26 protein-coding genes are annotated in these 25,256 nt (G+C 61.3%); 18 read left to right on the forward strand and 8 right to left on the reverse strand.

Features of this window, described 5'->3' with window-relative positions; translation table 11 throughout:
* The first annotated feature begins 14 nt into the window (after positions 1-14).
* The 3 genes from BLU71_RS10885 to BLU71_RS10895 are packed head-to-tail and all read left to right on the forward strand — an operon-like array spanning position 15 to position 3,559.
* Positions 15-1,205 (forward strand): Gfo/Idh/MocA family protein, encoded by a 1,191-nt coding sequence (locus BLU71_RS10885; protein ID WP_083353061.1) that lies wholly within the window; start codon positions 15-17, stop codon positions 1,203-1,205.
* The gene (locus BLU71_RS10890) at positions 1,195-2,277 is read left to right on the forward strand and encodes a sugar phosphate isomerase/epimerase family protein (protein WP_083353062.1); all 1,083 of its coding nucleotides are present in this window, start codon (positions 1,195-1,197) and stop codon (positions 2,275-2,277) included. The genes BLU71_RS10885 and BLU71_RS10890 overlap by 11 nt, the downstream gene beginning before the upstream one ends.
* Before the next feature lie 43 nt (positions 2,278-2,320).
* The gene (locus tag BLU71_RS10895) at positions 2,321-3,559 is read left to right on the forward strand and encodes a nucleoside permease (protein ID WP_083353063.1); all 1,239 of its coding nucleotides are present in this window, start codon (positions 2,321-2,323) and stop codon (positions 3,557-3,559) included.
* Between the two features lie 75 nt (positions 3,560-3,634).
* Here the strand turns inward: BLU71_RS10895 and BLU71_RS10900 are convergent, their stop codons facing one another.
* Positions 3,635-3,931, reverse strand: a complete 297-nt coding sequence (locus BLU71_RS10900) for a hypothetical protein (protein ID WP_042609596.1) — start codon at positions 3,929-3,931, stop codon at positions 3,635-3,637.
* A 1,033-nt stretch (positions 3,932-4,964) separates the two neighbouring features.
* Between BLU71_RS10900 and BLU71_RS10905 the strand changes: the two genes are divergently transcribed.
* On the forward strand, positions 4,965-5,801 hold the full coding sequence (locus BLU71_RS10905; protein WP_042609595.1) for an AraC family transcriptional regulator: 837 nt from the start codon (positions 4,965-4,967) through the stop codon (positions 5,799-5,801).
* Between the two features lie 54 nt (positions 5,802-5,855).
* Positions 5,856-6,452: a LysE family translocator gene (locus BLU71_RS10910; RefSeq protein WP_083353064.1), complete on the forward strand. Its 597-nt coding sequence runs from the start codon at positions 5,856-5,858 to the stop codon at positions 6,450-6,452.
* Here the strand turns inward: BLU71_RS10910 and BLU71_RS10915 are convergent.
* Complete coding sequence (locus tag BLU71_RS10915; RefSeq protein ID WP_083353065.1) at positions 6,449-7,219, reverse strand: AraC family transcriptional regulator; 771 nt, start codon at positions 7,217-7,219, stop codon at positions 6,449-6,451. The two genes, BLU71_RS10910 and BLU71_RS10915, sit on opposite strands and share 4 nt — an antisense overlap.
* A gap of 222 nt (positions 7,220-7,441) precedes the next feature.
* Here BLU71_RS10915 and BLU71_RS10920 point away from each other — a divergent pair, with 222 nt between their 5' ends.
* The 5 genes from BLU71_RS10920 (at position 7,442) to BLU71_RS10940 (ending at position 13,917) form a co-directional block, all read left to right on the forward strand.
* The gene (locus BLU71_RS10920; RefSeq protein ID WP_083353066.1) at positions 7,442-9,067 is read left to right on the forward strand and encodes an APC family permease; all 1,626 of its coding nucleotides are present in this window, start codon (positions 7,442-7,444) and stop codon (positions 9,065-9,067) included.
* Positions 9,068-9,089: 22 nt separating this feature from the next.
* On the forward strand, positions 9,090-10,016 hold the full coding sequence (locus BLU71_RS10925; RefSeq protein ID WP_083353067.1) for a 4-hydroxyproline epimerase: 927 nt from the start codon (positions 9,090-9,092) through the stop codon (positions 10,014-10,016).
* 54 nt (positions 10,017-10,070) lie between these two features.
* Positions 10,071-11,018 (forward strand): dihydrodipicolinate synthase family protein, encoded by a 948-nt coding sequence (locus BLU71_RS10930; protein ID WP_083353068.1) that lies wholly within the window; start codon positions 10,071-10,073, stop codon positions 11,016-11,018.
* A 63-nt stretch (positions 11,019-11,081) separates the two neighbouring features.
* Positions 11,082-12,674: an aldehyde dehydrogenase (NADP(+)) gene (locus BLU71_RS10935; protein WP_083353069.1), complete on the forward strand. Its 1,593-nt coding sequence runs from the start codon at positions 11,082-11,084 to the stop codon at positions 12,672-12,674.
* Complete coding sequence (locus BLU71_RS10940) at positions 12,664-13,917, forward strand: NAD(P)/FAD-dependent oxidoreductase (RefSeq protein ID WP_083353070.1); 1,254 nt, start codon at positions 12,664-12,666, stop codon at positions 13,915-13,917. Before BLU71_RS10935 ends, BLU71_RS10940 begins: the two co-directional genes overlap by 11 nt.
* On the opposite strand, the gene BLU71_RS10945 is transcribed toward BLU71_RS10940, so the two are convergent.
* Positions 13,914-14,123 carry a DUF2945 domain-containing protein gene (locus BLU71_RS10945; RefSeq protein WP_051600414.1) on the reverse strand — a complete coding sequence of 70 codons (210 nt, stop codon included), beginning with the start codon at positions 14,121-14,123 and terminating at the stop codon, positions 13,914-13,916. The genes BLU71_RS10940 and BLU71_RS10945 overlap by 4 nt on opposite strands.
* A gap of 166 nt (positions 14,124-14,289) precedes the next feature.
* Between BLU71_RS10945 and BLU71_RS10950 the strand changes: the two genes are divergently transcribed.
* From BLU71_RS10950 to BLU71_RS10960, 3 genes are all read left to right on the forward strand, one after another.
* A complete protein-coding gene (locus BLU71_RS10950; protein WP_056784730.1) occupies positions 14,290-14,517 on the forward strand; it encodes a hypothetical protein in 228 nt (75 codons plus the stop codon).
* A 148-nt stretch (positions 14,518-14,665) separates the two neighbouring features.
* Positions 14,666-15,715: an NAD(P)-dependent alcohol dehydrogenase gene (locus BLU71_RS10955; protein WP_083354330.1), complete on the forward strand. Its 1,050-nt coding sequence runs from the start codon at positions 14,666-14,668 to the stop codon at positions 15,713-15,715.
* A gap of 130 nt (positions 15,716-15,845) precedes the next feature.
* The gene (locus BLU71_RS10960) at positions 15,846-16,544 is read left to right on the forward strand and encodes a tRNA (adenine(22)-N(1))-methyltransferase (RefSeq protein ID WP_328810048.1); all 699 of its coding nucleotides are present in this window, start codon (positions 15,846-15,848) and stop codon (positions 16,542-16,544) included.
* 215 nt (positions 16,545-16,759) lie between these two features.
* Here the strand turns inward: BLU71_RS10960 and ycaC are convergent, their stop codons facing one another.
* The gene (gene ycaC / locus BLU71_RS10965; protein WP_016774235.1) at positions 16,760-17,389 is read right to left on the reverse strand and encodes an isochorismate family cysteine hydrolase YcaC; all 630 of its coding nucleotides are present in this window, start codon (positions 17,387-17,389) and stop codon (positions 16,760-16,762) included.
* A gap of 362 nt (positions 17,390-17,751) precedes the next feature.
* On the opposite strand from ycaC, the gene BLU71_RS10975 reads away from it, so the two are divergent.
* On the forward strand, positions 17,752-18,462 hold the full coding sequence (locus BLU71_RS10975; RefSeq protein WP_083353073.1) for an SDR family NAD(P)-dependent oxidoreductase: 711 nt from the start codon (positions 17,752-17,754) through the stop codon (positions 18,460-18,462).
* Between the two features lie 95 nt (positions 18,463-18,557).
* Positions 18,558-19,487: a LysR family transcriptional regulator gene (locus BLU71_RS10980; RefSeq protein WP_083353074.1), complete on the forward strand. Its 930-nt coding sequence runs from the start codon at positions 18,558-18,560 to the stop codon at positions 19,485-19,487.
* Between the two features lie 16 nt (positions 19,488-19,503).
* Here the strand turns inward: BLU71_RS10980 and BLU71_RS10985 are convergent, their stop codons facing one another.
* Together BLU71_RS10985 and BLU71_RS10990 are read right to left on the reverse strand one after the other, a co-directional pair.
* Positions 19,504-20,421 (reverse strand): AraC family transcriptional regulator, encoded by a 918-nt coding sequence (locus BLU71_RS10985; protein WP_064361978.1) that lies wholly within the window; start codon positions 20,419-20,421, stop codon positions 19,504-19,506.
* A gap of 174 nt (positions 20,422-20,595) precedes the next feature.
* Positions 20,596-21,360: an SDR family NAD(P)-dependent oxidoreductase gene (locus tag BLU71_RS10990; protein ID WP_083353075.1), complete on the reverse strand. Its 765-nt coding sequence runs from the start codon at positions 21,358-21,360 to the stop codon at positions 20,596-20,598.
* Between the two features lie 258 nt (positions 21,361-21,618).
* Between BLU71_RS10990 and BLU71_RS10995 the strand changes: the two genes are divergently transcribed.
* Both BLU71_RS10995 and BLU71_RS11000 read left to right on the forward strand, forming a co-directional pair.
* Positions 21,619-22,500, forward strand: a complete 882-nt coding sequence (locus BLU71_RS10995; RefSeq protein ID WP_083354331.1) for a helix-turn-helix domain-containing protein — start codon at positions 21,619-21,621, stop codon at positions 22,498-22,500.
* 127 nt (positions 22,501-22,627) lie between these two features.
* On the forward strand, positions 22,628-23,365 hold the full coding sequence (locus BLU71_RS11000) for an SDR family oxidoreductase (protein ID WP_064361981.1): 738 nt from the start codon (positions 22,628-22,630) through the stop codon (positions 23,363-23,365).
* A 164-nt stretch (positions 23,366-23,529) separates the two neighbouring features.
* On the opposite strand, the gene BLU71_RS11005 is transcribed toward BLU71_RS11000, so the two are convergent.
* Entirely contained in the window at positions 23,530-24,225 is a 696-nt protein-coding gene (locus BLU71_RS11005) for a B3/4 domain-containing protein (protein ID WP_083353076.1), read from the reverse strand.
* 46 nt (positions 24,226-24,271) lie between these two features.
* On the opposite strand from BLU71_RS11005, the gene BLU71_RS11010 reads away from it, so the two are divergent.
* Positions 24,272-24,898 carry an XRE family transcriptional regulator gene (locus tag BLU71_RS11010; RefSeq protein WP_083353077.1) on the forward strand — a complete coding sequence of 209 codons (627 nt, stop codon included), beginning with the start codon at positions 24,272-24,274 and terminating at the stop codon, positions 24,896-24,898.
* A 34-nt stretch (positions 24,899-24,932) separates the two neighbouring features.
* Here BLU71_RS11010 and BLU71_RS11015 read toward each other — a convergent pair whose 3' ends face one another.
* Complete coding sequence (locus tag BLU71_RS11015; RefSeq protein ID WP_083353078.1) at positions 24,933-25,133, reverse strand: hypothetical protein; 201 nt, start codon at positions 25,131-25,133, stop codon at positions 24,933-24,935.
* Positions 25,134-25,256: the final 123 nt, after the last annotated feature.

A 25,256-nucleotide genomic window follows, 5' to 3' on the forward strand; every position in this document is an offset into this window, starting at 1 on the left:
CCGAGACGACTGCCATGTACGCTGCCGCAAAAAAAATAAGAATGGGTTTTGTCGGAGGCGGTGAAGGTTCCTTCATCGCCCGCGCCCACCGGCAAGCCGCCGGCCTCGATGGACGCTTCGAACTGGTCTGCGGCGCGTTCAGCCGCGACTCCGAGAATAATCAGCGCACCGCGGCCGCGCTGGGTCTGGCCACCGAGCGCTGTTACGACGATTGGCAAACCCTGCTCGCCCGCGAGGCCGCCCTGCCCGCCGAGCAGCGCATGCAACTGCTGATCATCGTTACGCCCAATCATCTGCACGCACCGATTGCCCGGGAGGCATTGAGCGCCGGTTTTCATGTGTTCAGCGAGAAACCCGCGGCGCTGAACCTGGCCGAGGTGCAGGCGCTGCATTCGGTGGTCGTTAACAGTCAGCGCATTTATGGCCTTGCGCACACTTACTTGGGTTACGCGATGGTCTGGCAGGCCCGCGAGATGGTCGCCAGCGGCGTACTCGGGCACGTGCGCAAAGTCATCGTCGAGTATCCGCAAGGCTGGCTCAGCACCGACATTGCCGGGCAAGGCAACAAACAGGCCGGCTGGCGCGACGACCCGGCGCAATCCGGGATCGGCGGCTGCATCGGCGATATCGGCACCCATGCGTTTTCCCTCGCAGAGTTCGTCGCCGGGCAATCGATCCAGTTCATCAGCGCAATGCTCGGTGCGCATGTCGTGGGCCGTCAGTTGGATGACGATGTGGCGATGTTGTTCAAGATGAACGACGGCGCCAGCGGCGTACTGCTTGCCAGCCAGGTGTGCGCGGGTGAAGAGAACCCGCTGAAGATTCGCGTCTACGGCGATAAGGGTGGGCTTGAATGGCGTCAGGAAGAGCCGGCCAGTCTGATTCATCGACCGTTGAACGAGCCGATGCGCGTTCTGCGATCCGGGGTCGGTCAGCCGTGGTTGTGTGCCGCCGCAAACCAGCGCATGCGCCTGCCCGCCGGGCATCCCGAGGGTTATCTGGAAGCCATGGCCAATCTGTACGGCGACCTCGCCGAGGCGATTTTACAAGGCGCCGAAGGCCATCAGGCGCCGGGGGTTCCGGGCATTGAAACCGGCCTGCGCGGCATGGCGTTTATCGAAACGGCGATCGCCAATCACCTTGGCAACGAGAAGTGGAGCGAGATCCCCGGCCAATTGACAGGAGCCAGCCAAAATGAACAGTGATCAGCAGAACGCGACAGGCCTGAAAGGTCCGGGGATTTTCCTTGCGCAATTCATCGCCGACGAGGCGCCATTCGACTCGCTCGCCAACATCGCCGAATGGGCCGCGTCGCAAGGTTACAAAGCTATTCAGTTACCGACCCTCGGCACCCGCTTCATCGATCTGCAGCGCGCGGCGCATAGCCAGGAATATTGCGACGAACTCCTCGCCGTCTGCGCCCGCGCCGGTGTAGTCATCAGCGAGTTGTCGACGCACCTGCAAGGCCAACTGGTCGCGGTACATCCGGCGTTCGACAGCCTGTTCGACGACTTCGCCCCGCCCGCGCTGCGCGGCAAACCGCGCGAGCGCACCGAGTGGGCCATTGAGCAGTTGAAACTTGCTGCCCGCGCCAGCCAGCGTCTGGGCCTTACCGCTCACGCCACCTTTTCCGGCGCCCTGCTCTGGCCGTACGTCTATCCGTGGCCGCAACGTCCTGCCGGGCTCGTGGAGCAAGGCTTCGCCGAGCTGGGCAAGCGCTGGTTGCCGATCCTCGACTGCTTCGAAGAGGCTGGCGTTGATCTGTGCTACGAAATCCATCCTGGCGAAGACCTGCATGACGGCGCGTCGTTCGAGCAGTTTCTCGAAGCGGTGAATCATCACCCTCGCGCGGCAATCCTCTATGACCCGAGTCATCTGCTCCTGCAGCAAATGGATTACCTCGGCTTCATTGATCGCTACCACCAACGCATCCGCATGTTTCACGTCAAGGACGCCGAGTTCCGCCCCGATGCGCGCTCCGGCGTCTATGGCGGTTATCAGGGCTGGGTCGACCGTCCGGGGCGCTTCCGCTCGCTGGGCGACGGCCAGATCGATTTCAAATCGATCTTCAGCAAATTGTGCCAATACGACTTCAACGGCTGGGCGGTGCTGGAATGGGAATGCTGCCTCAAAGACGCCGCGCAGGGTGCGGCCGAAGGTGCGGCGTTCATCGAGCGGCACATGATCCGCAAGACCACCAAAGCCTTTGACGATTTCGCCGGGGTCAGCGCCGATGTTGCTTCCAACCGACACCTGCTCGGTCTGGCTGACGACTGATTTCATCCGCGTTACCGACATAAAAACAATACGGTGATCTGAAATGAACGTAATGAATGCGCGACTCAGCGTGATGATGTTTTTGCAGTTTTTTATCTGGGGTGGCTGGTTCGTCACCCTCGGCACCTTTCTGGCGACAACGCTCGCTGCCAGCGGTGGCCAGATCGGCATGGCCTTCGCCACGCAATCCTGGGGCGCGATTCTGGCGCCATTTGTCATCGGCCTGATTGCCGATCGATTCTTCAATGCCGAGCGCATTCTGGCGGTGCTGCATCTGCTCGGCGCGGTATTGCTTTATCAGCTTTATCGCGCGGCGGATTTCAGCGGGTTTTATCCCTATGTGCTCGCTTACATGATGGTCTACATGCCGACGCTGGCACTGGTTAACGCCGTAGCGTTCCGGCAGATCAAAGACCCGGCGCTGGAGTTCTCGCGCATTCGCGTGTGGGGCACGGTGGGCTGGATTGTCGCCGGCGTGGTGATCAGCTTCGTGTTTGCCTGGGACTCGCAACAAAGCATCGCGGCGGGTGGCTTGCGCAATACGTTTCTGATGTCCGCTGTGGCGTCGCTGCTGTTGGGGCTTTACAGCTTCAGCCTGCCGAACACTGCGCCGCTGAAAACTGCAGCAGGGGCATCTAGCCTGAAACAGATGCTCGGCGTCGATGCGTTGGCATTGCTCAAGGATCGCAGCTATCTGGTGTTCTTCCTCGCCTCGATCCTGATCTGCATTCCGCTGGCTTTCTATTACCAGAATGCCAACCCGTTTCTGGCTGAGATTGGCGTGACCAACCCGACGGCGAAGATGGCCATCGGTCAGGTCTCGGAAGTGCTGTTCATGCTGCTGTTACCGCTATTCATTCATCGTTTCGGCATCAAGATCGCCCTGCTGGTGGGCATGGCTGCCTGGGCGCTGCGGTACATGCTGTTTGCCTTCGGCAATAACGATGATCAGGCGTTCATGCTGCTGATCGGTATTGCCCTGCACGGTGTCTGCTATGACTTCTTCTTCGTTTCCGGACAGATCTACACCGATGCCAAGGCACCGGAACGCTTCCGCAGTTCGGCGCAAGGGCTGATCACCTTGGCCACGTACGGATTGGGCATGTTGATCGGGTTCTGGATTGCAGGGCGGATCACTGACCACTTCACTTCAAGTGCGGGTCATGACTGGACAAGTATCTGGCTGTTTCCCGCCGGTTTTTCTGTGGCGGTGCTGCTGTGTTTCTGGGCGACATTCAGGGGCCGCGATCGCGACAAGGCTGTGCTGCCGACGGCGGTTTGACTGAGGGTGTGCTTGAGTAATACGAATGCCGCCCGTAGTTGAGGCGGCATTCGCTGTCGACGCTCATTGTTGCGCTCAAGCAGTGCGGCGTTCTAGCAAGCGATCGGCACCGCCTTCAGCGACCCGATTGCCTTGCAGATGATCGGAACCGTCAGAGGCTACTGCGTCGCTGAACAGTGGATCGGTTTCGGTAGCAGCTACGGCGTCGCTGAACAACGGGTCAGTTTCGGTGGCCGCTACGGCGTCGCTGAACAGACGGTCGGTTTGAGTAGCGGCGACCGCGTCGCTGAACAGCGGGTCGGTTTCAGTGGCGGCGAAGGCATTCAGCGCAAAAACCGAGAAAGCGATACCGAGGATAGTCTGGCGTTTCATGATGATGTGCTCCGAGGTGCAGTGGTTGGGTATGGAGCCGATCTTACGCCGCGCCACGGATATGAGAACTTCATTGACTTAATGGTTGTTATTGACGCGATCAATGATTAAAGAAAGGAAGGCCATTGTTTACCCACCCGACAAGCTGCTGCTTACGTGTTCAAGCGAAACGCCCTACAACGTCGATAGCGCAAGACTGACAAATCGTATTTCTGACAGCTTTACGCAAGCAAAAAAAGACCCGAATCGATCAAAACCGAAACGGGTCTTTCCCCACTCAGACGACCCTTATTTCAGGTCGTCAAAGTGGTCTCGCAGGAACTCGTAAAAGCGCAAGGCTTTCAACAATCTCCATACAAGGCTCAGCGTACGCAGCAAAAGCTTCATACGTTTTGGCCTCCAGGCTGGCGGCCAAACCTCCAGCAAACTTACCGGACCATGCGTGCCTTCAGCCGACTGGTTAGGGTGGCGGATGAGGCGGCCGGTTGAAGTCCCTTCGAGACATCATTCCGGCACGGGTGCGAATCCGCGTCGAAGGGCGTAAAACCTTTTGCGCCCCCGGTCAAACCTCTCAGCCGCTCTATCAGTTGAGCGCGGCCATGTTAACCTGAAAACCCCAAGACAAAAACGCCACTCACACCGTTATTCATCAAACATCGGTACGCCTTTGTTAAATGTTATTTCTGCCAGTTAACTTCAACAAACATAAACATACGAATTTCTTAGCAGGGCTGAAGACGCGCTTGTTTCTAACGTCTGTTCAACCGTTGCAAGGAACGGTAAAACTCCATACCATTGCAATCCTGGTTAGGGTGGCTGGTGAAGCACATGGCTTCGATCGCAAACCGAGGCCTGCAAAAAAACCGCCCCGCGAAGGCGGTTTTTTTTTCGCCTGCATTTTCTGGTAACGCCCGATTCAAGACACCCTGTCTGAACCGAACCCCCTCCTCACTTGCACAAATCTTCTAAACCTTCTCCTCCCCCGCGCGGTATTGTAAAAACGCCCCTGCTCAACCGCCCCTGGAGTACTCCCATGGACAAACGCAACTGGATCTCCCTGTCCCAGGATGTCGATACCGGGATCGAGTCGATTCGTGCGCATTTCCGTGGGCATGCCTACGATCCGCACTGGCATGACAGCTTTCTCGTCGGGGTCACCGAGCAAGGCGTGCAGCAATTCAATTGTCGCCGTGTGCGTCATCGCAGCACGCCGGGGCATGTGTTCCTGCTCGAACCGGGTGAAATCCACGATGGCCACGCACCGACCGACGATGGCTTTACCTACTCGATGCTGTACCTCGATCCGTGCTGGCTGGAGCGTGAACTGCACGCGCTGTTCGAAGAGGCGCCCGCCGACAGTCAGCCAGGCTTTGCCGACACGCTGAGCCACGACCCGCGCCTGTCGACTGCGATCGGGCAAGCCTTCCACGCATTGCACGACGGTGACCTGCGCATCGTCCGCCAGACCGCCATCGATGGCCTGCTGGCGTCCCTCACCCGCCACCTCGACTGGCGCAAGCGTCAGGCCTTCGATCCGCGCCTGCCACTGGTTGCACAGGTCGCGCGGGACTATCTGCATGCCCACACCTATGAAGACATCGGCCTCGATGATCTTGCGCAGGCCTGCGGCGTGGACCGCTTTCGCCTGACCCGCGCGTTCAAGGCCGCTTTCGGCCTGGCCCCCCACGCTTACCTGATCCAATTGCGACTGGCCAAAGCGCGGCAATTGCTTGCACGCGGTGAGACACCGGCGCAGGTCGCCAGCGTGCTCGGTTTTGCCGACCAGAGTCACTTGGGGCGCTGGTTCCGCCGCGCCTATCAACTGACCCCGGCGGACTACCGCAAACGCTGCTCAAATCTTCCAGACTGATGCTCCGCCCCTGACGATCATGGTGTCCTGTTTCGACTTTCAGGAATCTGCACCATGGCTTCTTTACTGCCCTTTCTGCTGTTTGCTTTCGTCGCCTCGATCACGCCGGGGCCGACCAATATTCTGGTGTTGAGCCACAGCTCTCGACGTGGGCTGATCGCGACGTTGCCGATCATTTTTGGCGCCTGTGGGGCGGCGGCGTTGATCGTCCTGGTGGTCGGGCTGGGCGCTGGCGAAACCCTGTTGCGCTTTCCTCGTGTGCAGCAAGCGATGGCCTGGGCGGGTCTGCTCTGGTTGAGCTGGCTGGCGTGGCAGATCTTTCGCAGTCCGCCGCCGTCGCTGGACCCGAATGCGCCACAAGAACAAGGCTTGAGCGTATTCGGCGCGGCGCTGCTGCAACTGGTCAATCCCAAGGTGTGGATGATGGCGGTGGCCGTGGTCAGCGTATTTGTAGGCGGCGGCGACAAGACGTTGCGCCTGCTGGTGTTGTCACTGGCGTTTCTGCTGGTGTCGTTGCCGTGCATGACACTGTGGGCGTTGCTCGGCGTCGGCAGCGCACGGCTGCTCGGTTCACCGCAGGCATTCAAGCGGATGAACGCGGCACTGGCCTTTCTCCTGCTGCTCTCGGCCTGGCTGACGGTGTTGGTCTAATGCCCGGTCGCCTGACGGAATTCGCGCGGGGTAAACCCGGTCGAGGCCTTGAACTGGCGGGTAAAAGCGCTGTGATCGGTATAACCGCATTGCAGCGCAACCTCAGTGATCGGCAAGTCGCTGTGCAACAAGCGATGCGCGTGTTCCAGGCGGACTTTCTGAATCATCTGCCGTGGCGTCAGGTGAAAAACCCGCTTGCAGTAGCGCTCCAGTTGCGCCACGGAAATCCCGGCGATCCGCGTCAGTTCAGCCAGCGTCACCCGCCGATGGAAGTTGCCACGAATGTATTCGTCTACAGCCGCCAGGCGCTCGAACCCCGGGTGGGTTTCGCTGGCTGACTGCAAATCCACCGAGATCCCCACCAGGCCGATGATCAGCCCTTCGCGATCGTAGATGGGTCGTTTGTGGGTCAGGCACCAGCCCGGTTCGCGACTGCCGTACAGGTGCAGTTCGAGCTGATCTTCCAGCACAAAACCTTCCTCCAGCACCTTGCGATCCTGCTCGGTGTACCCCGGGCCCAACTGCGCCGGGAACACCTGCGCACTGGTCTTGCCGAGCAACGGGTGCAGATCCTTCAAGCCACAACGCTGCACCAGCGTGCGATTGGCCAGCACATAGCGCGCTTGCAGGTCCTTGATGAAGATCGCCGCATTGGGGATCACATCGAGTATCGGCAACAGCTGCGCGCCAGCGGCGACCATCTCTTCCAGCGTCTGCGGACGCAAGCCGTCAGTGCTCTGGCACAGGATCGAAAACGCAGACTGCATCAAAGATTTCCTCCTCGAAATGAACCGCCAGAAAAGCCGTTCGCGAGCAGATTGCAGCAACGTTGCGGCCCTGTCGAGGCCGCGCATTCATTGGCGCCATTGTGCTGAATTCGTCATCGATACCGGCAAAAACATCAATCGCCGCCGCCGTCGACCGGTGCAAAGTCTGGTCGTCCCCCGTGACACAACTGCCTATCCAATAACTCACAAGAAGGCGATGCCATGTCAGGCCAAGGCAAGTTCAAAAAACAGCTTTCATTGATCGACCTCACCTTTATCGGACTCGGAGCAATCTTCGGTTCCGGCTGGTTGTTCGCCGCCAGCCATGTCTCGGCGATCGCCGGTCCGGCGGGGATCTTCTCCTGGTTGCTGGGCGGTTTCGCCGTGTTGCTGTTGGGCATCGTCTACTGCGAACTGGGCGCCGCATTGCCCCGTGCCGGCGGCGTGGTGCGCTACCCGGTTTACTCCCACGGGCCGCTGCTCGGCTACCTGATGGGCTTCATCACGCTGATTGCGTTTTCCAGCTTGGTGGCGATTGAAGTGGTTGCCTCGCGCCAATACGCGGCAGCGTGGTTTCCCGGCCTGACCAAGGCTGGCAGCGGCGACCCGACAATCCTCGGCTGGCTGGTGCAGTTCGGCCTGCTCTGCGTGTTTTTCCTGCTCAACTACCGCAGCGTGAAGACCTTCGCCAAGGCCAACAATCTGGTCAGCGTGTTCAAATTCATCGTGCCGCTGCTGGTGATCGGCGTGCTGTTCACCTTCTTCAGACCGGAGAATTTCCAGGTTCAGGGATTCGCTCCATTCGGACTGTCTGGCGTGGAAATGGCCGTCTCCGCTGGCGGGATCATCTTTGCCTACCTGGGCCTGACGCCGATCATTTCCGTGGCCAGCGAAGTGAAGAATCCACAGCGCACCATTCCCATCGCACTGATTCTCTCGGTGCTGCTGTCGACCCTGATCTACGTGCTGCTGCAAATGGCCTTTCTCGGCAGCATTCCCACGGAAATGCTCGCCAACGGCTGGGCGGGCATCAGCAAGGAGTTCGCCCTGCCTTATCGCGACATCGCCCTGGCGCTCGGTGTTGGCTGGCTGGCCTGGCTGGTGGTCGCCGATGCGGTGATCTCGCCGAGCGGCTGCGGCAACATCTACATGAACGCCACCCCGCGAGTGATCTACGGCTGGGCGCAAACCGGTACCTTCTTCAAGGTCTTCACCCACATCGATGAAAAGTCCGGCATTCCGCGTCCGGCGCTGTGGCTGACCTTCGCCCTGTCGGTGTTCTGGACCCTGCCGTTTCCATCGTGGGAAGCGCTGATCAACGTGGTCTCCGCGGCGCTGGTGTTGAGCTATGCGGTAGCGCCCGTGTCGGTCGCTGCGCTGCGTCGCAATGCGCCGGACATGCCGCGCCCGTTCCGGGTCAAGAGCATGGGCCTGCTCGGGCCGGTGTCGTTCATCATCGCCGCGCTGATCGTCTACTGGTCGGGCTGGAACACCGTGTCGTGGCTGCTCGGCCTGCAAATCCTGATGTTTGTCATCTACCTGCTCTGCGGCCGTTTCGTGCCGACGGCGTACCTGAGTCTGGCGCGTCAGGTGCGTTCATCGGCGTGGCTGATCGCGTTCTACGCGGTGACCATCGTGCTGTCGAAACTCGGCACCTTCGGCGGCCTGGGCATCCTCGCTCACCCATTCGACACGATCGTCGTCGCCGCTTGCGCCACGGGCATTTACTACTGGGGCGCGGCGACCGGTGTGCCGGCGCATCTGCTGCGTCTGGACGACGAGGACGAGGAAAGCGAAAGCCCTGCACCCTCGCCCACCGTCAACGCCCGCCCTGCCGGCGCCTACTGAAATCATCCAACGGGATCTCTTCATGAAACGAGTACACGTCATTGACTCCCACACCGGCGGCGAACCGACGCGCCTGGTGCTGAGCGGCTTCCCTGAACTGTCCGGCAATAGCATGACCGAGAAACGCGATGCCCTGCGCACCCAGCACGATCAGTGGCGGCGCGCATGTCTGCTCGAACCGCGCGGTAACGATGTGCTGGTCGGCGCGCTGTATTGCCCGCCGGTGTCGGCGGACGCCACCTGCGGGGTGATTTTCTTCAACAATGCCGGATATCTGGGCATGTGCGGCCACGGCACCATTGGCCTGATCAATTCGTTGCAGCATCTGGGAAAAATCCAGCCGGGCGTGCACAAGATCGACACCCCGGTGGGGCAAGTCAGCGCGACGCTGCACGACGACGGCTCGGTCACGCTGGGCAACGTGCCCGCTTACCGGTACCGCAAACAGGTGCCGGTGGATGTGCCCGGTTTTGGTCGCGTGCTCGGTGATATCGCCTATGGCGGCAACTGGTTTTTCCTGGTTTCCGAGCATGGCCAGACACTGACCATGGACAACGTCGAACACCTTACGGCGTACACCTGGGCGATGCTCAAAGCGCTGGAAGATCAGGGCATCTTTGGCGAAGACGGCGCGGTCATCGACCACATCGAACTGTTCGCCGATGACGATCAGGCCGACAGCCGCAACTTCGTCATGTGCCCCGGCAAAGCCTACGACCGCTCACCGTGCGGCACCGGCACCAGCGCCAAACTCGCCTGCCTGGCCGCCGACGACAAATTGCAACCCGGCGCGCCGTGGATTCAGGCGAGCATTACTGGCAGCCAGTTCGAAGGCCGTTTCGAATGGGAGGGCGAGCGCATTCGCCCATTCATTACCGGCCGCGCCTACATGACCGCCGACAGCACCCTGCTGATCGACGACAGCGACCCGTTCGCGTGGGGCATCTGAGCCGCCACGCCGATTTTCCACCCCGAATCAAACGCAATGCCAAGGAGTTGAACCATGAGCGACAACATCTTCACCGGTTGCATGCCGGCCCTGATGACCCCGTGCACCGCCCAGCGCAAACCGGACTTCGATGCGCTGGTGGCCAAGGGTCGCGAGCTGATCGATATCGGCATGAGCGCCGTGGTCTATTGCGGCTCGATGGGCGACTGGCCGCTGCTCACCGAAGCCGAGCGCCAGGAAGGCGTGGCACGGCTGGTCGCTGCCGGCGTTCCGACCATTGTCGGCACCGGTGCGGTGAACTCCCGTGAGGCGGTTTCCCACGCAGCGCACGCGGCGAAAGTCGGCGCGCAAGGCCTGATGGTCATTCCGCGGGTACTGTCCCGTGGCGCCTCGGCGACCGCGCAAAAGGCGCACTTCGCTGCCATCCTGCAAGCCGCGCCGAATCTGCCGGCGGTGATCTACAACAGTCCTTACTACGGCTTCGCCACCCGCGCCGAGCTGTTTTTCGAACTGCGTCGAGAATACCCGAACCTGATCGGCTTCAAGGAGTTCGGCGGCGGCGCGGACCTACGCTATGCAGCCGAGAACATCACCTCCAAGGACGATGACGTGACGTTGATGGTCGGCGTCGATACGCAAGTCGTCCACGGTTTCGTCAACTGCAACGCCACCGGCGCCATCACCGGCATCGGCAACGCCCTGCCCCGCGAAGTGCTGCAACTGGTGGCGCTGAGCAAGCAGGCGGCGCAGGGCGATGCCAAGGCCCGGCGCCAGGCGGGCGAGTTGGAATCGGCGCTGGCGGTGCTGTCGTCGTTCGACGAAGGCTGTGATCTGGTGCTGTATTACAAACACCTGATGGTGCTCAACGGCGACAAGCAATACACCCTGCACTTCAACGAAACCGATGTGCTGAGCGACTCGCAACGCCGCTACGCCGAGAAGCAGTATTCGCTGTTCCGTCACTGGTACGAAAACTGGTCGGCCGAGCAGAACTTCGCCTGACCGCCACCTGCCGCGGATCGTCACGACTCGCGGCAGGCCTCGCTCATTTCACAGGAAGACACCATGACTCTGACGGGCAACATGCTGATCGGCCAACAGTCTGTGGCGGGCAATCGTCCCGCCTTTCGCGGGATCAATCCGGCGACCAACCAGGCACTTGAACCTGAGTACGCCGGCGCGTCGGCCGAGCAGGTGGAACAGGCCTGCGCCCTGGCCTGGGCAGCACAAGACGAATATCGCGAAACCAGTCTGAGCGCCCGTGGCGAATTTCTCGAAAGGATTGCCGAGCACATCGAAAAACTCGGCGATGAACTGATCGAACGTGCCCACGCCGAAACCGGTTTGCCCCGTGCACGCCTCCAGGGCGAACGCGGCCGCACCTGCTCGCAATTGCGCCTGTTCGCCCGCACGGTGCGCGCCGGTGAATGGCTGGACGTGCGCGTCGACACTGCGCAACCGCAACGCCAACCGCTGCCGCGTTCGGACCTGCGCCAGCGGCAGATTGCCCTGGGGCCGGTCGCGGTGTTTGGTGCGAGCAACTTCCCGCTGGCATTTTCCGTCGCCGGCGGCGATACCGCTGCGGCACTGGCGGCCGGTTGCCCGGTGATCGTCAAAGCGCACAGTGCGCATCCCGGCACCGGCGAACTGGTCGGCCGCGCGGTGGCGCAAGCGGTCAAGGCCTGCAATTTGCCCGAAGGCGTGTTTTCGTTGTTGTTCGATTCGGGCTACGAAGTGGGTATTGCACTGGTCAGCGACTGGCGCATCAAAGCCGCTGGTTTCACCGGTTCACGCACTGGCGGTCTGGCCTTGATGAAAGCCGCGCAGGCGCGGCCGGAGCCGATTCCGGTGTATGCGGAAATGAGCTCGATCAACCCGGTGTTGCTGTTCCCCGCTGCTCTGGAAAATCGGGGGCAGGCGTTGGCCGAAGGATTTGTCGCGTCGCTGACACTGGGCGCCGGGCAGTTCTGCACCAACCCAGGGTTGCTGATTGCCCGCAGAGGTCCGGCGCTCGACAGGTTTCTCGGCGCCGTTGCGAAGCTGATCGCAAGCAGTCCGGTGCAAACCATGCTGACGCCCGGCATCTTCAGCGCTTACCAAGCAGGCGTGACGGCGTTGCGAGACAATCCCCGTGCACGCGCCGTGGCGGCTGGAGAGATCGGCAACGGCCCGAATCAATGTCAGGCACAGGTGTTCAGCACCGAGGCGGCGGATTTTCTTGCCGATCAACGTTTGCAGGATGAGGTGTTCGGCGCTGCATCGCTGATCGTGCAATGCAGCAGCGACGAAGAAATCCGTGAGGTCTGCGCACACCTCGAAGGCCAACTGACCGCGACCCTGCACGTGGACGACGCCGACCTTGCACTGGCGCGCGCGTTGCTGCCAACCCTGGAGCGCAAGGCCGGGCGCCTGCTGGTCAATGGCTGGCCGACCGGCGTGGAAGTCTGCGAGGCGATGGTGCATGGCGGGCCTTACCCGGCGACCTCGGATGCGCGCAGCACCTCGGTGGGCACTGCGGCGATCCTGCGTTTCCTGCGGCCGGTGTGCTATCAGGATTTCCCCGACAGCCTGCTGCCGACGGCGCTGCAACAGGCCAACCCGCTGCACCTGCGGCGGCTGCTCGATGGTCAACGGGAAACGACACGCCATGGCGAATAATCCTTCGCACGACATCGCCGTGGTCGGCGCGGGGATCATCGGCGTCGCTTGCGCAGTGCGTCTGGCGCGCCGGGGCCTGCGCGTGGTGGTCATCGATCAGCAGGAACCGGGCCATGGCGCTTCGTTCGGCAACGCCGGGCATCTGGCGACCGAACAGGTGTTTCCGATCGCTGACGTGTCGATCCTCAAGCGCTTGCCGGCCATGTTGATGGACCCGATGGGGCCGCTGCGTCTGGACTGGAAGTACCTGCCGCGCGCCCTGCCGTGGTTTACCCGATTGTTGCTGAACCTGCGACCCGAACCGTTCCAGCAAACCGTCGCAGGTTTGCGGGCGCTCAACGAAAGCAGCCTCGACGCGTGGCAACGCTTGCTCGGAGATATCCAGCGCACGGATCTGCTGAAAATTGACGGATCCTTACTGGTCTTTGAAAAACCTGAATCCCGGCAGGCCATCGAAGCCTTGCAGACTCGCCTGAAGCAGCAGCAAGTGCCGGTGGATTACTGGCAGGCCGGGGCGATCCGCGAGACGGCGCCGCAGCTCAGCGAGCAGCTTCAGGGCGGACTGTTTTTCCCGCATACCGGGCATTTCCTCGACCCGTATCGGGTGGTGTGCGCACTGGTCGAGGCGGCTCGCAGCAGCGGCGTGAGTTTTCTCCGGCAGCAGGTTCAGGGCGGCTACGTGCAGGAAAACGGTGTTTTGTTGGTGACCGGCAATGGTGGTGTAACGGCGCGCCGCGTACTGCTCGCCTGCGGTGCGCATTCGGCGAAACTCACCGCCGCGCTGACCGGCAAACAGGTGCCGCTGGACACTGAACGCGGCTATCACCTGATGCTGCCGCACGAGCATAATCGCCTGCCCTTCCCCGTCACCTCGCTGGAACGCAAGTTCATCATGACGCCGATGCGCGAAGGCCTGCGCCTGGCCGGCACGGTCGAGTTCGCCGGACTGGCGCGACCAGCCAACATGGCGCGCGCCTGGCAGTTGCAGCGCTTGAGCCAAGGTCTGTTTCGCCATGACCTGAACGCTGATGGCGCAACACCGTGGATGGGCTTTCGCCCGTCGCTACCGGATTCGCTGCCGGTGATCGATCAGGTCTGCGCCGGCAAGGTCCTGCTTGCCTTCGGTCATCAGCATCTGGGACTGACGCAGGCGGCGGTGACGGCGGAGATGATCGGGCAGATGGTCTCAGGCGCGGCCGGCGAGTTGCCGAATGCCGACGCCTACCGACTGGCACGTTTCTAAGCGTGCTTCAGCGCGTCGCCGTGATGCATGGCCAAGTGGCCGGTCTTGTCGCTCTTGACCTCGTACTGCGGGGCGTCTTTCGAGGCCGGGCGGTGGCGGCCCATGAACTCGGTGTCACGGGTGTGCACCTTGACCACTTTGCCGTGAATCTCGCCGGCCTCGGAATTCCAGCGCACCGCGTCACCGACCTTGAATGAGCTGCTCATCATTGCCTCCTCGCCTCTGGCTTGTTGCTGTATGGAACCGCACGCGCCGGAGAAATTCCGCTTTTTTTGCGAGGCGACCACTGGCAGGCAAAAAAATCGAACGGTGAAAATCGCCCGCACCTCCAACCTGCACACGCCGTACAAAACGGCCATAGCGAGGTGTGAGATGAATAATGATCAAGGCAAGCAAGGTGACGATCCGCTCCCAACCACCCCGGATCCGCTGAGTCCAGGGCGCACCGAGGTCGATCCGATGAAGGAGCGCGGCATCGACGAACTGCCCGACAACGAAGGCGAAATCCCGCTGGATGATGACAGTACCGGCTTGGATCCGGAGCGCGTACGTCAGGAAACCGATAACGCCGAGATGGACGATCAGCCCAATCCGCGTTGAGCCTGAACAGGCAGCCGTCGCCATACGGCTGCCTTTCGGTCCTGCAGTCAACGGCAGAATCAGGCAAGCATTTCACAGAAATGCACTACTTCGCGTTCGGACCCGGGCGCAACAATGAGCGCCCGAACCAACCATGGAGGATGCTTTCATGCTTGTACAAGCCTACGGCGCCCACGCTGGCGACCAACCCCTTGAGCCCATGCAGATCAACCGCCGCGCGCCGGCGGCGCATGACGTGCAGATCGATATCGCCTTCTGCGGCATCTGCCATTCCGACCTGCACCAGGTGCGCGCGGAATGGGCTGGCACGCAATTCCCCTGCGTGCCCGGCCACGAAATCGTCGGCCGCGTCTCGGCGGTTGGCGATCACGTCAAAGACTACAAGGTCGGCGATCTGGTCGGTGTCGGTTGCATTGTCGACAGCTGCAAACACTGCGCTGACTGCGAGTCCGGTCTGGAAAACTACTGCGACGGCATGATCGGCACCTACAACTTTCCGACCCCGGACGCACCGGGCTGGACCCTCGGCGGTTACTCGCAGAACATCGTCGTGCACGAGCGCTATGTATTGCGCATCCGTCATCCCGAGGCGCAACTGGCCGCCGTCGCGCCGCTACTCTGCGCCGGCATCACCACGTACTCGCCGCTGCGTCAGTGGAACGCCGGCCCCGGCAAGAAAGTCGGCGTGGTCGGCATCGGTGGCCTTGGTCACATGGGCATCAAACTGGCTCACGCCATGGGCGCCCATGTTGTCGCGTTCACCACTTCCGAATCCAAGCGCGAAGCGGCCAAGGCGCTGGGCGCGGACGAAGTGGTGGTGTCGCGCAATGGCGAGGAAATGGCGGCACACGCCAAGAGCTTCGACATGATCCTTAATACCGTCGCCGCGCCGCACGATCTCGACGCCTTCCTCGTCCTGCTCAAGCGCGACGGCGCCTTGACCCTGGTCGGTGCGCCCGCCTCGCCGCACCCATCGCCCAATGTGTTCAACCTGATCATGAAGCGCCGCACCATCGCCGGTTCGATGATCGGCGGCATTCCTGAAACCCAGGAAATGCTGGATTTCTGCGCCGAGCACGGCATCGTTTCCGACATCGAACTGATCCGCGCCGACCAGATCAACGAGTCCTACGAGCGCATGCTCAAGGGCGATGTGAAATATCGCTTCGTCATCGACAACGCAACCCTCGCCGGCTAAGCGCAAGCCGCCATCGGCAGCGCTGTGCTGCCGATGGCTCGAGGAATTCCATCGGCGCGATTTGACAGCGCCAGCGTTGCTCGCCAGAGTCGCACCCCTTTTTCCACCGTCGGGTGAACAGGGGTCGCCGTTGAACCAACAGACATTGTCCATGCGCCTCGAACGCGTCGCCGCCCACGTGCCGCTCGGTGCACGGCTGGCCGATATCGGCTCCGACCACGCTTATCTGCCGGTAGCCCTGATGCGTCGAGGCCTGATTGCAACGGCGGTGGCTGGCGAGGTCGCTTTGACGCCATTCCACGCGGCGCAGCGCACCGTCAATGACAACGACCTGCACGGCCAGATCAGCGTGCGCCTGGCCGATGGCCTGGCGGCGATCAGAGCTGACGATGCGATCAGCGCTATCACCCTATGTGGTATGGGCGGCGAAACCATTCGCGATATTTTCGATGGCGGCAAATCCCACCTTAATGGCAACGAACGGCTGATCCTGCAGCCCAACGGCGGCGAGCAGGCGTTGCGCCGGTGGCTGATGGACAACGGGTACCGGATCATCTGTGAAGAGGTACTGCACGAGAACCGCTTCGACTACGAAATCATCGTTGCCGAACGAGCCTCTGAGCCGGTGACTTACGATGCCCGGGAATTGTTTTTCGGACCGCTGCATCTGCAGACGCAAAGCTCTGCCTTTGTGCAAAAGTGGCGACGCAGGCTGAATCAGCGGCAGAAGACGTTGGGGCAGTTTACGAGAGCGCAACAGGTGTTGCCGCAGGACAAAATCCGCGCGTTGAAGCAAGAGGTGCAGTGGATCAGCGAATTGCTCGGGTGACTGTGCCGCCGTCTTCGCGAGCAGGCTCGCTCCCACAGCTGAAGGTGTTTTCCTGTAGGAGTGAGCCTGCTCGCGATAGCGGTACACCAGTCAATGAAGATGTTGAATGTGTGGATGCAATCGCGAGCAGGCTCACTCCTACAGTGACCGCGTTTCAAATTCACGAGCACAAAAAAGCCTGCTTTCGAGGCAGGCTTTTGCGGTGGGTTGAAGGCTTACTTCTGCTGCGTCAGCGCCGAGTAGCTGTTCATCAGGTTGCGGTAGTTGGGGATGCGCTGCGACAGCAGGTTACCCAGACCTTCAATGTCGTTGCGCCAGTCGCGGTGCAGCTCACAGGCCACCGAGAACCAGTTCATCATCTGTGCGCCGGCCTGGGTCATGCGGCTCCACGCGGCTTGCTGCACGGTGGTGTTGAAGGTGCCGGACGCGTCAGTCACCACAAACACATCAAAACCTTCCGCCAGCGCCGACAGGGTCGGGAACGCTACGCATACATCCGTGACCACACCGGCAATGATGATCTGCTTGCGCCCGGTGGCTTTGATCGCCTTGACGAAGTCTTCGTTGTCCCAGGCATTGATCTGACCAGGGCGAGCGATGTACGGCGCATCCGGGAACATCTCTTTCAGTTCCGGTACCAGCGGGCCGTTCGGACCTTGTTCGAAGCTGGTGGTGAGGATCGTCGGCAGGTCGAAGAACTTCGCCAGATCCGCCAGCGCCAGCACGTTGTTCTTGAACTCGTTCGGCGAGAAATCCTGCACCAGCGAGATCAGACCGGTCTGGTGGTCAACCAGCAGCACGATAGCGTCGTCTTTGTTCAGGCGGTTGTAGGTTGGAGTGGTCATGGTGTACGTCCCTTTTCAAGTTTGAAGTTTTGTTGTTGCGTTCAAGTTGGGTACAGATTACTGACGCACAGCAAAGGGATAAATCGGCTGAAAAGCGTTTCACCGTCCACCTGAACAGGACAATCGAAAGATGCCCCCTGTAGGAGTGAGCCTGCTCGCGATAGCGTCATGTCAGCCAACATTGCTATCGATTGAAATGACGCCATCGCGAGCAGGCTCACTCCTACAAACGCACCCTGATTAGATACACCGAAGTACAAATGAAGTACCCGCGCCCCCATTTATCAACTCCTCGCAACTTTCTAAAGTCCTCTCCAACAGCCACCCGCCATCCCGACGGGCAAGCGACAGAGGAAACCATCATGAGCACATCGAAAAAAGTAGTTGTCATCACCGGCGCCTCGCAAGGCATTGGCGCAGGTCTGGTCGAAGGCTTTCGCGCCCTTGGCCATCAAGTGGTCGCGACCTCGCGTTCGATCAAAGAATCGAGCGACCCGGATATTCTGGCCGTCGCCGGTGACATCGCCGATCCACAAACCGCTGAGCGAGTGATTCGCGCCGCAGTGGCCCGGTTCGGTCGCGTCGATACGCTGGTCAACAATGCCGGGATCTTTCTGGCCAAGCCGTTCACCGCTTACAGCCAGGCGGACTACGCCCAAGTCGTGGCGACCAACATGAGTGGCTTCTTTCATATCTCGCAACTGGCCATCGGCGAGATGGAAAAGCACGGCAGCGGCCACGTCGTCAGCGTGACCACCAGTCTGGTCGATCATGCGGTTGATGGCGTGCCTTCGGTATTGGCATCGCTGACCAAGGGCGGCATCAACGCGGCGACCAAATCCCTGGCTATCGAGTACGCCAAGCGCGGCATTCGGGTCAACGCGGTGTCGCCGGGCATCATCAAGACGCCGATGCACGCCGAGGAAACCCATCAGGCGCTGGGCAGCCTGCACCCGGTCGGCCATATGGGGGAAATCGACGACATCGTGCAAGCGATCCTCTACCTCGACAGCGCGAAGTTCGTCACTGGCGAAATCCTGCATGTCGACGGTGGCCAGAGCGCCGGCCATTGATCGAATCCCCTGCAACGCCGCCGGTGGATACCGGCGGCGTCGTGGGTTGTGGTACACAGAGGATGAACGTCCGTCGATCTTCGGTGCGAGCCACAATGAAACGCCATTTTGAAGACTTGCAATTAGGCAGTATCGAACTGTTCTGCCTGGCTGCCGAAGCCGGTAGCTTCACCGCCGCCGCGCAACTGGCCGGGGTCACGCCTGCGGCTGTCAGCCGGTCGATTCTGCGTCTGGAGCAACGCCTGGGTTCACGCCTGTTCGCACGCACCACGCGCAGCATCCGCCTCACCGACGCCGGCCGCAGCTTCTTCGAACAATGCAGCCAGGCCCTGACGCAACTGGTCGAAGCGCAGCAGGAAGTCATGGGCGCGCAGACTTCGCCGTCGGGGCGACTGCGCATCAGCCTGCCAACCACTTACGGGCATCACCGCATCCTGCCGCTGCTGCCGAAGTTTCGGGCGTTGTACCCCGAGGTTACGGTGGACGTGCACTTGGGCAATCGCAATATCGACTTCGTCGATGAAGGCTACGACCTGGCGATACGCGTACGCGCGCAACCGGACTCGACCCTGATCGCTCGCCTGCTGGAAGACGCCAGCCTGGTGGTGGTCGCCTCCCCTGAATATCTGCAGAGAGCCGGCACGCCGCAAACCCTCGACGATCTGATCGAGCATGAGTGCATCCAGTTCGAACTGCCCAGCAGTGGCCGACGAATTTCCTGGCTGTTTAAGGAAAACGGCCGGGACCGGGAAGTGATTTCCGACGGCGGCTACTCCTGCTCCGACGATGTGCTCGGCGGTGTGACGCTGGCCAGGCACGGCGCCGGACTGTTTCAGACGTACCGCTTCATCGTCGAACAGGAACTGGCGGATGGCCGCCTGATTGAAGTGCTGCAGCCGTACACCGGCCGTTCGCGGCCGTATACCCTGCTCTACCCGCACGGCCGCTATGTCCCACAGCGGGTGCGGGCATTTGTGGATTTTCTCCTGGGGTTTCGTGACGAGTGGGCGGAACCCGCGCGTTAAACAGCGCGTCAGGCCGTCAACCGGTCTGGCGCAGGCGGCTGAGTTCTTTCGATGGCGGGCAGCCGAACTGGCGGTTGTATTCGCGGCTGAATTGCGAGGCACTTTCGTAGCCGACGCGGTAGCAGGCGCTCGAGACGTCCAGCCCTTCGTTGATGATCAGCCGACGCGCCTCTTGCAGGCGCAGCTGTTTTTGATACTGCAGCGGGCTCATCGCGGTGACGGCTTTGAAGCGATGGTGCAGCGCCGAATTGCTCAGGTTGGCCACCTGCGCCAAGGCGTCGATGCGCAGCGGCTCGGTGAAATTCCTGTTCAGCCAGTCGATGGCTCGGGTGACCCGGTGGGTCTGCGAATCGCTGACCGCGATTTCATACAGCAGATGACCGTGCTGGCCACGCAGCAGGCGGTAATACAGCTCACGCAACGCCATTGGCGCGAGCATGCCGATGTCGCGCGGGTTATCCAGCAGGCGCACCAGACGCAGCATGGTGTCGAGCAGGGTCACGTCGATCTTGTCGAGAAACATGCCGCGCCCGGCTTCCTGCGGCACCCCGGTCGGCGGCGATTCGGCGATCAGTTGCGTCAGTTGTGCAGGGTCGAAATCCAGGCGGACGCAAAAATACGGTGCCTCGGGCGAGGCTTCGATCACCCGGCCCGATACCGGCAACGTCACCGACACCACCAGATAATTCAGCGGGTCATACAGGAAACGTTCGTCGCCCAGCCCGACTTCCTTGCGCCCCTGCACAATCAGGCACAGCGCCGGACGGTGCACGACATGGATCAGCTCGGACGGCCCATCGAGACGGATCACGTGCAGCGGCGCAATCGCCGTTTCGTAGGTGCCCGGCGCGTCGAAGCGCTGGGTCAGCAAGCGCACCAGTTCGGCGCGGTAGACCGCCGTGTCGTGGAGGATGGAAGCGTCGCGGTTATCCATGCAAAGGGCCTCGAAAGCAGACGAAGGTGGGTCAACTGCGGAGGAAGAGTAGCCAGTTTTACCCAGCGACGACTAGATCAAAGATGCTGCAGATTTGCCTGATTCTGCGTCGGTCAGATTCTGGTAAAGCCATGGGCAGCTGATCGCACATGCCCATGGCTTGCCGCCCCGCTATCAGCCTGCGGTTACCGTCATGCCGCCATCGGCCATGACCACCGAGCCGACCATGAAACTGGCGCGGTCGGAAGCGAGAAAGGTCACGATCTCGGCGATTTCTTCCGGCTGCGCCGCCCGACCGATCGGTGCCGCTTCACCGTGTTGCGCAAGGAATCCCGGGCCGTCCTCGACCACATCATTGAGGATATTGGTCACCACATCGCCGACGCCGATGGCATTGACGCGAATGCCATGCTCGATGACTTCCAGCGCCAGCGTGCGGGTCAGTTGTGCCAGCGCACCTTTGGAGGCGGTGTAGGCGGCAATCGTCGGGAACGCGAAGTACGAGGCATAGGAAGCGATATTGACGATCGCGCCGGACTTGTTCGGGATCATCGCCTTGACCGCTTCGCGGCAGTGCAGGAAGGCCGCCGTGGTATTCACTGCCTGGATTTTTTCCCAATCGTCGCGACTCATGTCGATCACCGCTTTGTTGATAATGATCCCGGCGTTGTTGACCAGAATATCCAGGCGACCGAACTTCTCGACGGCAAGGCCTACTGCGCGTTCGGCGGCGCCGTCCTCGGTGATGTCCGCCACCAGCGGCAGCAGATCGGGACGAGCCAGCTCTTCAACAGCCGGGTTGAGATCTTCGGCAATTACCTTGGCGCCGCGAGCGTGCAGCATCAGCGCAATCGCCTTGCCGATGCCACTGGCAGCGCCAGTGACCAGGGCAACTTTACCGGCGACTTCTTGTGGCAGGGTGTGATTGAAATCAGTCATGGTTTTAACTCCTCGATAGCGAATCGGTGTTGCGCCTGATGGCGCGGTCGTAAACACGGCTTTACTGTCGCGCACTGTCCGCCGCCGGGCTTTCGGGCGATTGCCGGGACTGTCGGAGTTTTGCGCTGGAGTTTCTCGTTCGCCCGCCCTAACCTTCGAAATCATCCGCAGCCGAAGCTTTTGATGGAGCGTCCTGTGCCCTCTGCCAGCCCCGCTACACCGACAATCAGCCAGCCCGCGCGCATCGCCGCCGAGGCCATGCCAGAGCATTTGCCCGGTGTTGCGGAAACCACCACGCCGCGACCGCAGATCAAGGATGCAGTGGTGCAACTGTTCCGCCATCAGACCCTGCTCGAACCGATTCGCGTGCCATGCGTGGCCGAACCGCTGCTGGTGCTGGTATTGGCCGGCACCGCGCGGGTCGAGGAACGTTCGTTGGGTGGCGAATGGCAGGCGAGCCAGGTCACGGCCGGCGATTTCTTCCTGACCAACACCCGCGAACCCTACGAAATGCGCTGGCAGACCGAAGGCTGTGAGGTTTTCGAAGTCATGCACCTGTACCTCGGTCTGGGCCTGATCGAACAAGCGGCGCGGGAAGCGTTCGGCGAACAGGCCGGTACAGTGACGTTCATCGACGTGTCCGGTGCGCGTGACGAGCAGGTCAGCTTCATCCTTGAACAACTGCGCATCGAACTGACCGAGCAACGCCAGCCCAGCGCACTGCTGGTGCACAGCCTGGCCCAGGCATTGGCGATCCATCTGCTGCGTCGTTATCTCGACCCGAACAGCAACCCGCGTCGCGACAATGCCCTGCCCGCCTACAAACTGCGCCGGGTGCTTGAAGCGATGAATGCGAATCTGACGGAAGATTTCAGCCTCGGTCATCTGGCGGCCATCGCCGAGCTGAGCGACTACCACTTCAGCCGCACCTTCAAGCGCGCCACCGGCTTGTCGCCCTCGCAATACTTCATCCGCCTGCGCATGAGCCGCGCGCGTCATCTGTTACTGGAGACCGCGCGCAGCGTGATCGACATCGGCCTGGAGGTTGGCTATTCCAGTCCCAGCCATTTTTCCCAGGTGTTCCGCCGTGAAGTCGGGGTCACCCCGAGTGCCTACCGCGATGCGCCACGCGGGGCCTGAAAACCTGTCGAAAAGCGATGCAGCAGAATTGGGCAAATCCCGTGGAGGAATCGATTAATAGCCTGTGAGCCGCCGCGCTTAACCTTCTTCCAAGCCCACTCCCGGGCACCGCGAAGAGGAAGACATCATGCTGAACATTCAAGACAAAGTGATCGTGATTACCGGCGCCAGCAGCGGCATCGGCGAAGCCACCGCACGCCTGCTCGCCAGCCGTGGCGCCAAAGTGGTATTGGGCGCGCGGCGCACCGAGCGTCTGGCGCTGATCGCCGAGGAAATCAACGGCACCGGTGGCCACGCGCAGTACCGCGCGCTGGACGTCACCGATCAGCAGGATGTGCAGCGCTTCGTTGATTTCGCCGTGGAGCATTACGGCCGCGTCGATGTGCTGGTCAACAACGCTGGGGTCATGCCGTTGTCGCGGCTGGACGCGCTGAAGGTCGATGAGTGGAACCGCATGATCGACGTCAACATCCGTGGCGTACTCCACGGCATCGCCGCCAGCCTGCCGTTGATGCAGCGCCAGCGTGCCGGGCAGATCATCAACATCGCCTCGATCGGCGCCTACGCGGTCAGCCCTACCGCGGCGGTGTACTGCGCGACCAAATACGCGGTACGGGCGATCTCCGAAGGCTTGCGCCAGGAAGTCGGTGGCGATATTCGCGTCACCGTCATTGCACCGGGCGTGACCGAATCGGAACTGGCCGACAGCATCTCCGACGAAGGCGGCCGCGCCGAGATGAAGTCCTTCCGCAAGATCGCCATCCCCGCCGAAGCCATCGCCCGCGCGATTGCCTACGCCGTAGAACAACCGGCAGATGTCGACGTCAGCGAACTGATCGTGCGCCCAACGGCGAGCCCTTACTGAGGCTACATTCCTCCTGAAAAAACCCAATCAACTGTAGGAGTGAGCCTGCTCGCGATCGCGTCACGCCAGTCAATGAAGATGTTGACTGGCCTAACGCGATCGCGAGCAGGCTCACTCCTACAAGGGAACTCTGCCAGCCTGAAGATTCAGTGACATTATCGAACCTACCGCGCCCCCGGCCCGATCAACATGCTTTCGATCTCGGCGCCGGGCATCATTTGCTGCAAACCTTCGATCAGCCTGTCGCCGGCCTCGGTCAGCGCTTCCAGCGGCATGGCCGGCAGGCTTTCGAGGATGAACCACATGTGCTGGGCCTGGGCGTCAAGGCGGGTTCGCACACCCTGGCGCCAGTTCCAGCGCCGGCAGGTCACGCCCTGGTCATCGCGCCAGACCACTTCCCCAGCGTCCGGGAACTCATGCGCGGGCTGGCCTTCCTTCATCGTATCGAATGGTTCGCTGCCATCGGCCACGACCAGGCGCGGTGAGCCGACGTAGGCTTGAGCATTTTCGCCGCCTACTGGAATCGCATATTCGAGGCTGATGGCGTTGTACAGGTCGACCACCGGATCGATGCTCGGCAAGTTGCCGTCGCGCAATACGCGTTTGCGCAGTGCTTCGGCCGAGCAAGGCGTACGCTGCGGCTTGGCGCCGAACTGGCGGAACACGTCGGCCCAGGCCTGCAAATGCGCAGGTGCCCACTGCGGGCCACCCGCGGCGACGGCCTGGCAGGCTCTGGCCAGCGCAACACCTGCCACCTCAGCGTCAAGAATCGGTGCGGCTTGCACGACAATACTCAGCGCTCTGAATCCCGGCGCGAGTTGCGCCACAGCCGGATCGATTGACGGCACGACAGACAGCATCCCAGAATCCCCCTCAAACCCGAATTTCCAACGATGCTAGCTATCAATGACCAAGAAAGTCAATATACCGACCGAGGCCGGCGCCGACGTCCAGACCGTCAGCGCAGCGGTTTCCCGCACGCTCAAACAGGCACGCAAACAGCAGAGCATCACGCTCGACGAACTGTCCCGACGCTCGGGCGTGAGCAAAGGCATGGTGGTCGAAATCGAGAAAGGCTCGGCCAACCCGAGCATCGCGACCTTATGCAAGATCGCCGCGGCGCTGGGCTTGTCCGTGGCGGACTTCGTCAATGTCGCCGCGACCCCGGCGGCGCACCTGATCGCCAGTCAGGACATCCCTACGCTGTGGAGCGGCGAGCTGGGCGGTTCGGCACGATTGCTGGCCGGCACCAGCGGCCCGAACATGCTCGAGTTGTGGCGCTGGGAGTTGTTTCCCGGTGAGTCGTTTGCTTCATCTGGGCACCCGAGCGGCACCACCGAGTTGTTTCACGTCGAGAAAGGCACGTTGCATTTGACGGTTGGCGATGCCGAGCTGATTGTCGGGCCTGGGTGTTCGGCGGTAGCGCGTACGGATGTGGCGCATGGATATGCCAACCATGGCCGGTCGAAACTGGTCTTCACCATGTCGGTGACTGAACTGCATCAGGGTGCGCGGGAGAGCCTCTCACTCTAATTCCAGAGTGGGAGGCATCGATCAAATCGCTCGATCAGCGTGATGGCGGATGCTCGGTCGAAACCGAGTTGGCCGCATCCACATCCGACATGTCTTCCTCAACCGGCGCTTCATCGTCCGGCGGCAAGGGCACCTCGGAATTTTCCCGCTTGGGATCATGCCCCGTTTCGTTGTCGGTGGTGCGCGTCACGGCTTGTTGCGACTGGTTGCCCGGTGCGTTTTCGTCAATGTCCATGTCGGTCTCCGATGTGATTCAGCGATAGGTACCTGAACGTGTGAAATGCCAGCGCATGACAAGTGCCCGACAATGGACGAACGGTGGCTGGCCTGGCGGTCATAAACGCAAAAAGCCTGCTTT

This window comes from Pseudomonas moraviensis (assembly GCF_900105805.1).
GTDB classification, from domain to species: Bacteria; Pseudomonadota; Gammaproteobacteria; order Pseudomonadales; family Pseudomonadaceae; genus Aquipseudomonas; species Aquipseudomonas moraviensis_A.

What these genes read in the sequence shown, in the direction of transcription:
- BLU71_RS10945 (WP_051600414.1), bottom strand. Translation starts at nt 14,123, where the DNA reads ATGAGCAGCTCATTCAAGGTCGGTGACGCGGTGCGCTGGAATTCCGAG.
- ycaC (WP_016774235.1), bottom strand. Translation starts at nt 17,389, where the DNA reads ATGACCACTCCAACCTACAACCGCCTGAACAAAGACGACGCTATCGTG.
- BLU71_RS10915 (WP_083353065.1), bottom strand. Translation starts at nt 7,219, where the DNA reads ATGCAGTCTGCGTTTTCGATCCTGTGCCAGAGCACTGACGGCTTGCGT.
- BLU71_RS10980 (WP_083353074.1), top strand. Translation starts at nt 18,558, where the DNA reads ATGAAACGCCATTTTGAAGACTTGCAATTAGGCAGTATCGAACTGTTC.
- BLU71_RS10895 (WP_083353063.1), top strand. Translation starts at nt 2,321, where the DNA reads ATGAACGTAATGAATGCGCGACTCAGCGTGATGATGTTTTTGCAGTTT.
- BLU71_RS10900 (WP_042609596.1), bottom strand. Translation starts at nt 3,931, where the DNA reads ATGAAACGCCAGACTATCCTCGGTATCGCTTTCTCGGTTTTTGCGCTG.
- BLU71_RS10890 (WP_083353062.1), top strand. Translation starts at nt 1,195, where the DNA reads ATGAACAGTGATCAGCAGAACGCGACAGGCCTGAAAGGTCCGGGGATT.
- BLU71_RS10930 (WP_083353068.1), top strand. Translation starts at nt 10,071, where the DNA reads ATGAGCGACAACATCTTCACCGGTTGCATGCCGGCCCTGATGACCCCG.
- BLU71_RS10975 (WP_083353073.1), top strand. Translation starts at nt 17,752, where the DNA reads ATGAGCACATCGAAAAAAGTAGTTGTCATCACCGGCGCCTCGCAAGGC.
- BLU71_RS10950 (WP_056784730.1), top strand. Translation starts at nt 14,290, where the DNA reads ATGAATAATGATCAAGGCAAGCAAGGTGACGATCCGCTCCCAACCACC.
- BLU71_RS10925 (WP_083353067.1), top strand. Translation starts at nt 9,090, where the DNA reads ATGAAACGAGTACACGTCATTGACTCCCACACCGGCGGCGAACCGACG.
- BLU71_RS10940 (WP_083353070.1), top strand. Translation starts at nt 12,664, where the DNA reads ATGGCGAATAATCCTTCGCACGACATCGCCGTGGTCGGCGCGGGGATC.
- BLU71_RS11005 (WP_083353076.1), bottom strand. Translation starts at nt 24,225, where the DNA reads ATGCTGTCTGTCGTGCCGTCAATCGATCCGGCTGTGGCGCAACTCGCG.
- BLU71_RS10905 (WP_042609595.1), top strand. Translation starts at nt 4,965, where the DNA reads ATGGACAAACGCAACTGGATCTCCCTGTCCCAGGATGTCGATACCGGG.
- BLU71_RS10995 (WP_083354331.1), top strand. Translation starts at nt 21,619, where the DNA reads ATGCCAGAGCATTTGCCCGGTGTTGCGGAAACCACCACGCCGCGACCG.
- BLU71_RS10885 (WP_083353061.1), top strand. Translation starts at nt 15, where the DNA reads ATGTACGCTGCCGCAAAAAAAATAAGAATGGGTTTTGTCGGAGGCGGT.
- BLU71_RS10955 (WP_083354330.1), top strand. Translation starts at nt 14,666, where the DNA reads ATGCTTGTACAAGCCTACGGCGCCCACGCTGGCGACCAACCCCTTGAG.
- BLU71_RS11010 (WP_083353077.1), top strand. Translation starts at nt 24,272, where the DNA reads ATGACCAAGAAAGTCAATATACCGACCGAGGCCGGCGCCGACGTCCAG.
- BLU71_RS10985 (WP_064361978.1), bottom strand. Translation starts at nt 20,421, where the DNA reads ATGGATAACCGCGACGCTTCCATCCTCCACGACACGGCGGTCTACCGC.
- BLU71_RS10920 (WP_083353066.1), top strand. Translation starts at nt 7,442, where the DNA reads ATGTCAGGCCAAGGCAAGTTCAAAAAACAGCTTTCATTGATCGACCTC.
- BLU71_RS10990 (WP_083353075.1), bottom strand. Translation starts at nt 21,360, where the DNA reads ATGACTGATTTCAATCACACCCTGCCACAAGAAGTCGCCGGTAAAGTT.
- BLU71_RS11000 (WP_064361981.1), top strand. Translation starts at nt 22,628, where the DNA reads ATGCTGAACATTCAAGACAAAGTGATCGTGATTACCGGCGCCAGCAGC.
- BLU71_RS10910 (WP_083353064.1), top strand. Translation starts at nt 5,856, where the DNA reads ATGGCTTCTTTACTGCCCTTTCTGCTGTTTGCTTTCGTCGCCTCGATC.
- BLU71_RS11015 (WP_083353078.1), bottom strand. Translation starts at nt 25,133, where the DNA reads ATGGACATTGACGAAAACGCACCGGGCAACCAGTCGCAACAAGCCGTG.
- BLU71_RS10935 (WP_083353069.1), top strand. Translation starts at nt 11,082, where the DNA reads ATGACTCTGACGGGCAACATGCTGATCGGCCAACAGTCTGTGGCGGGC.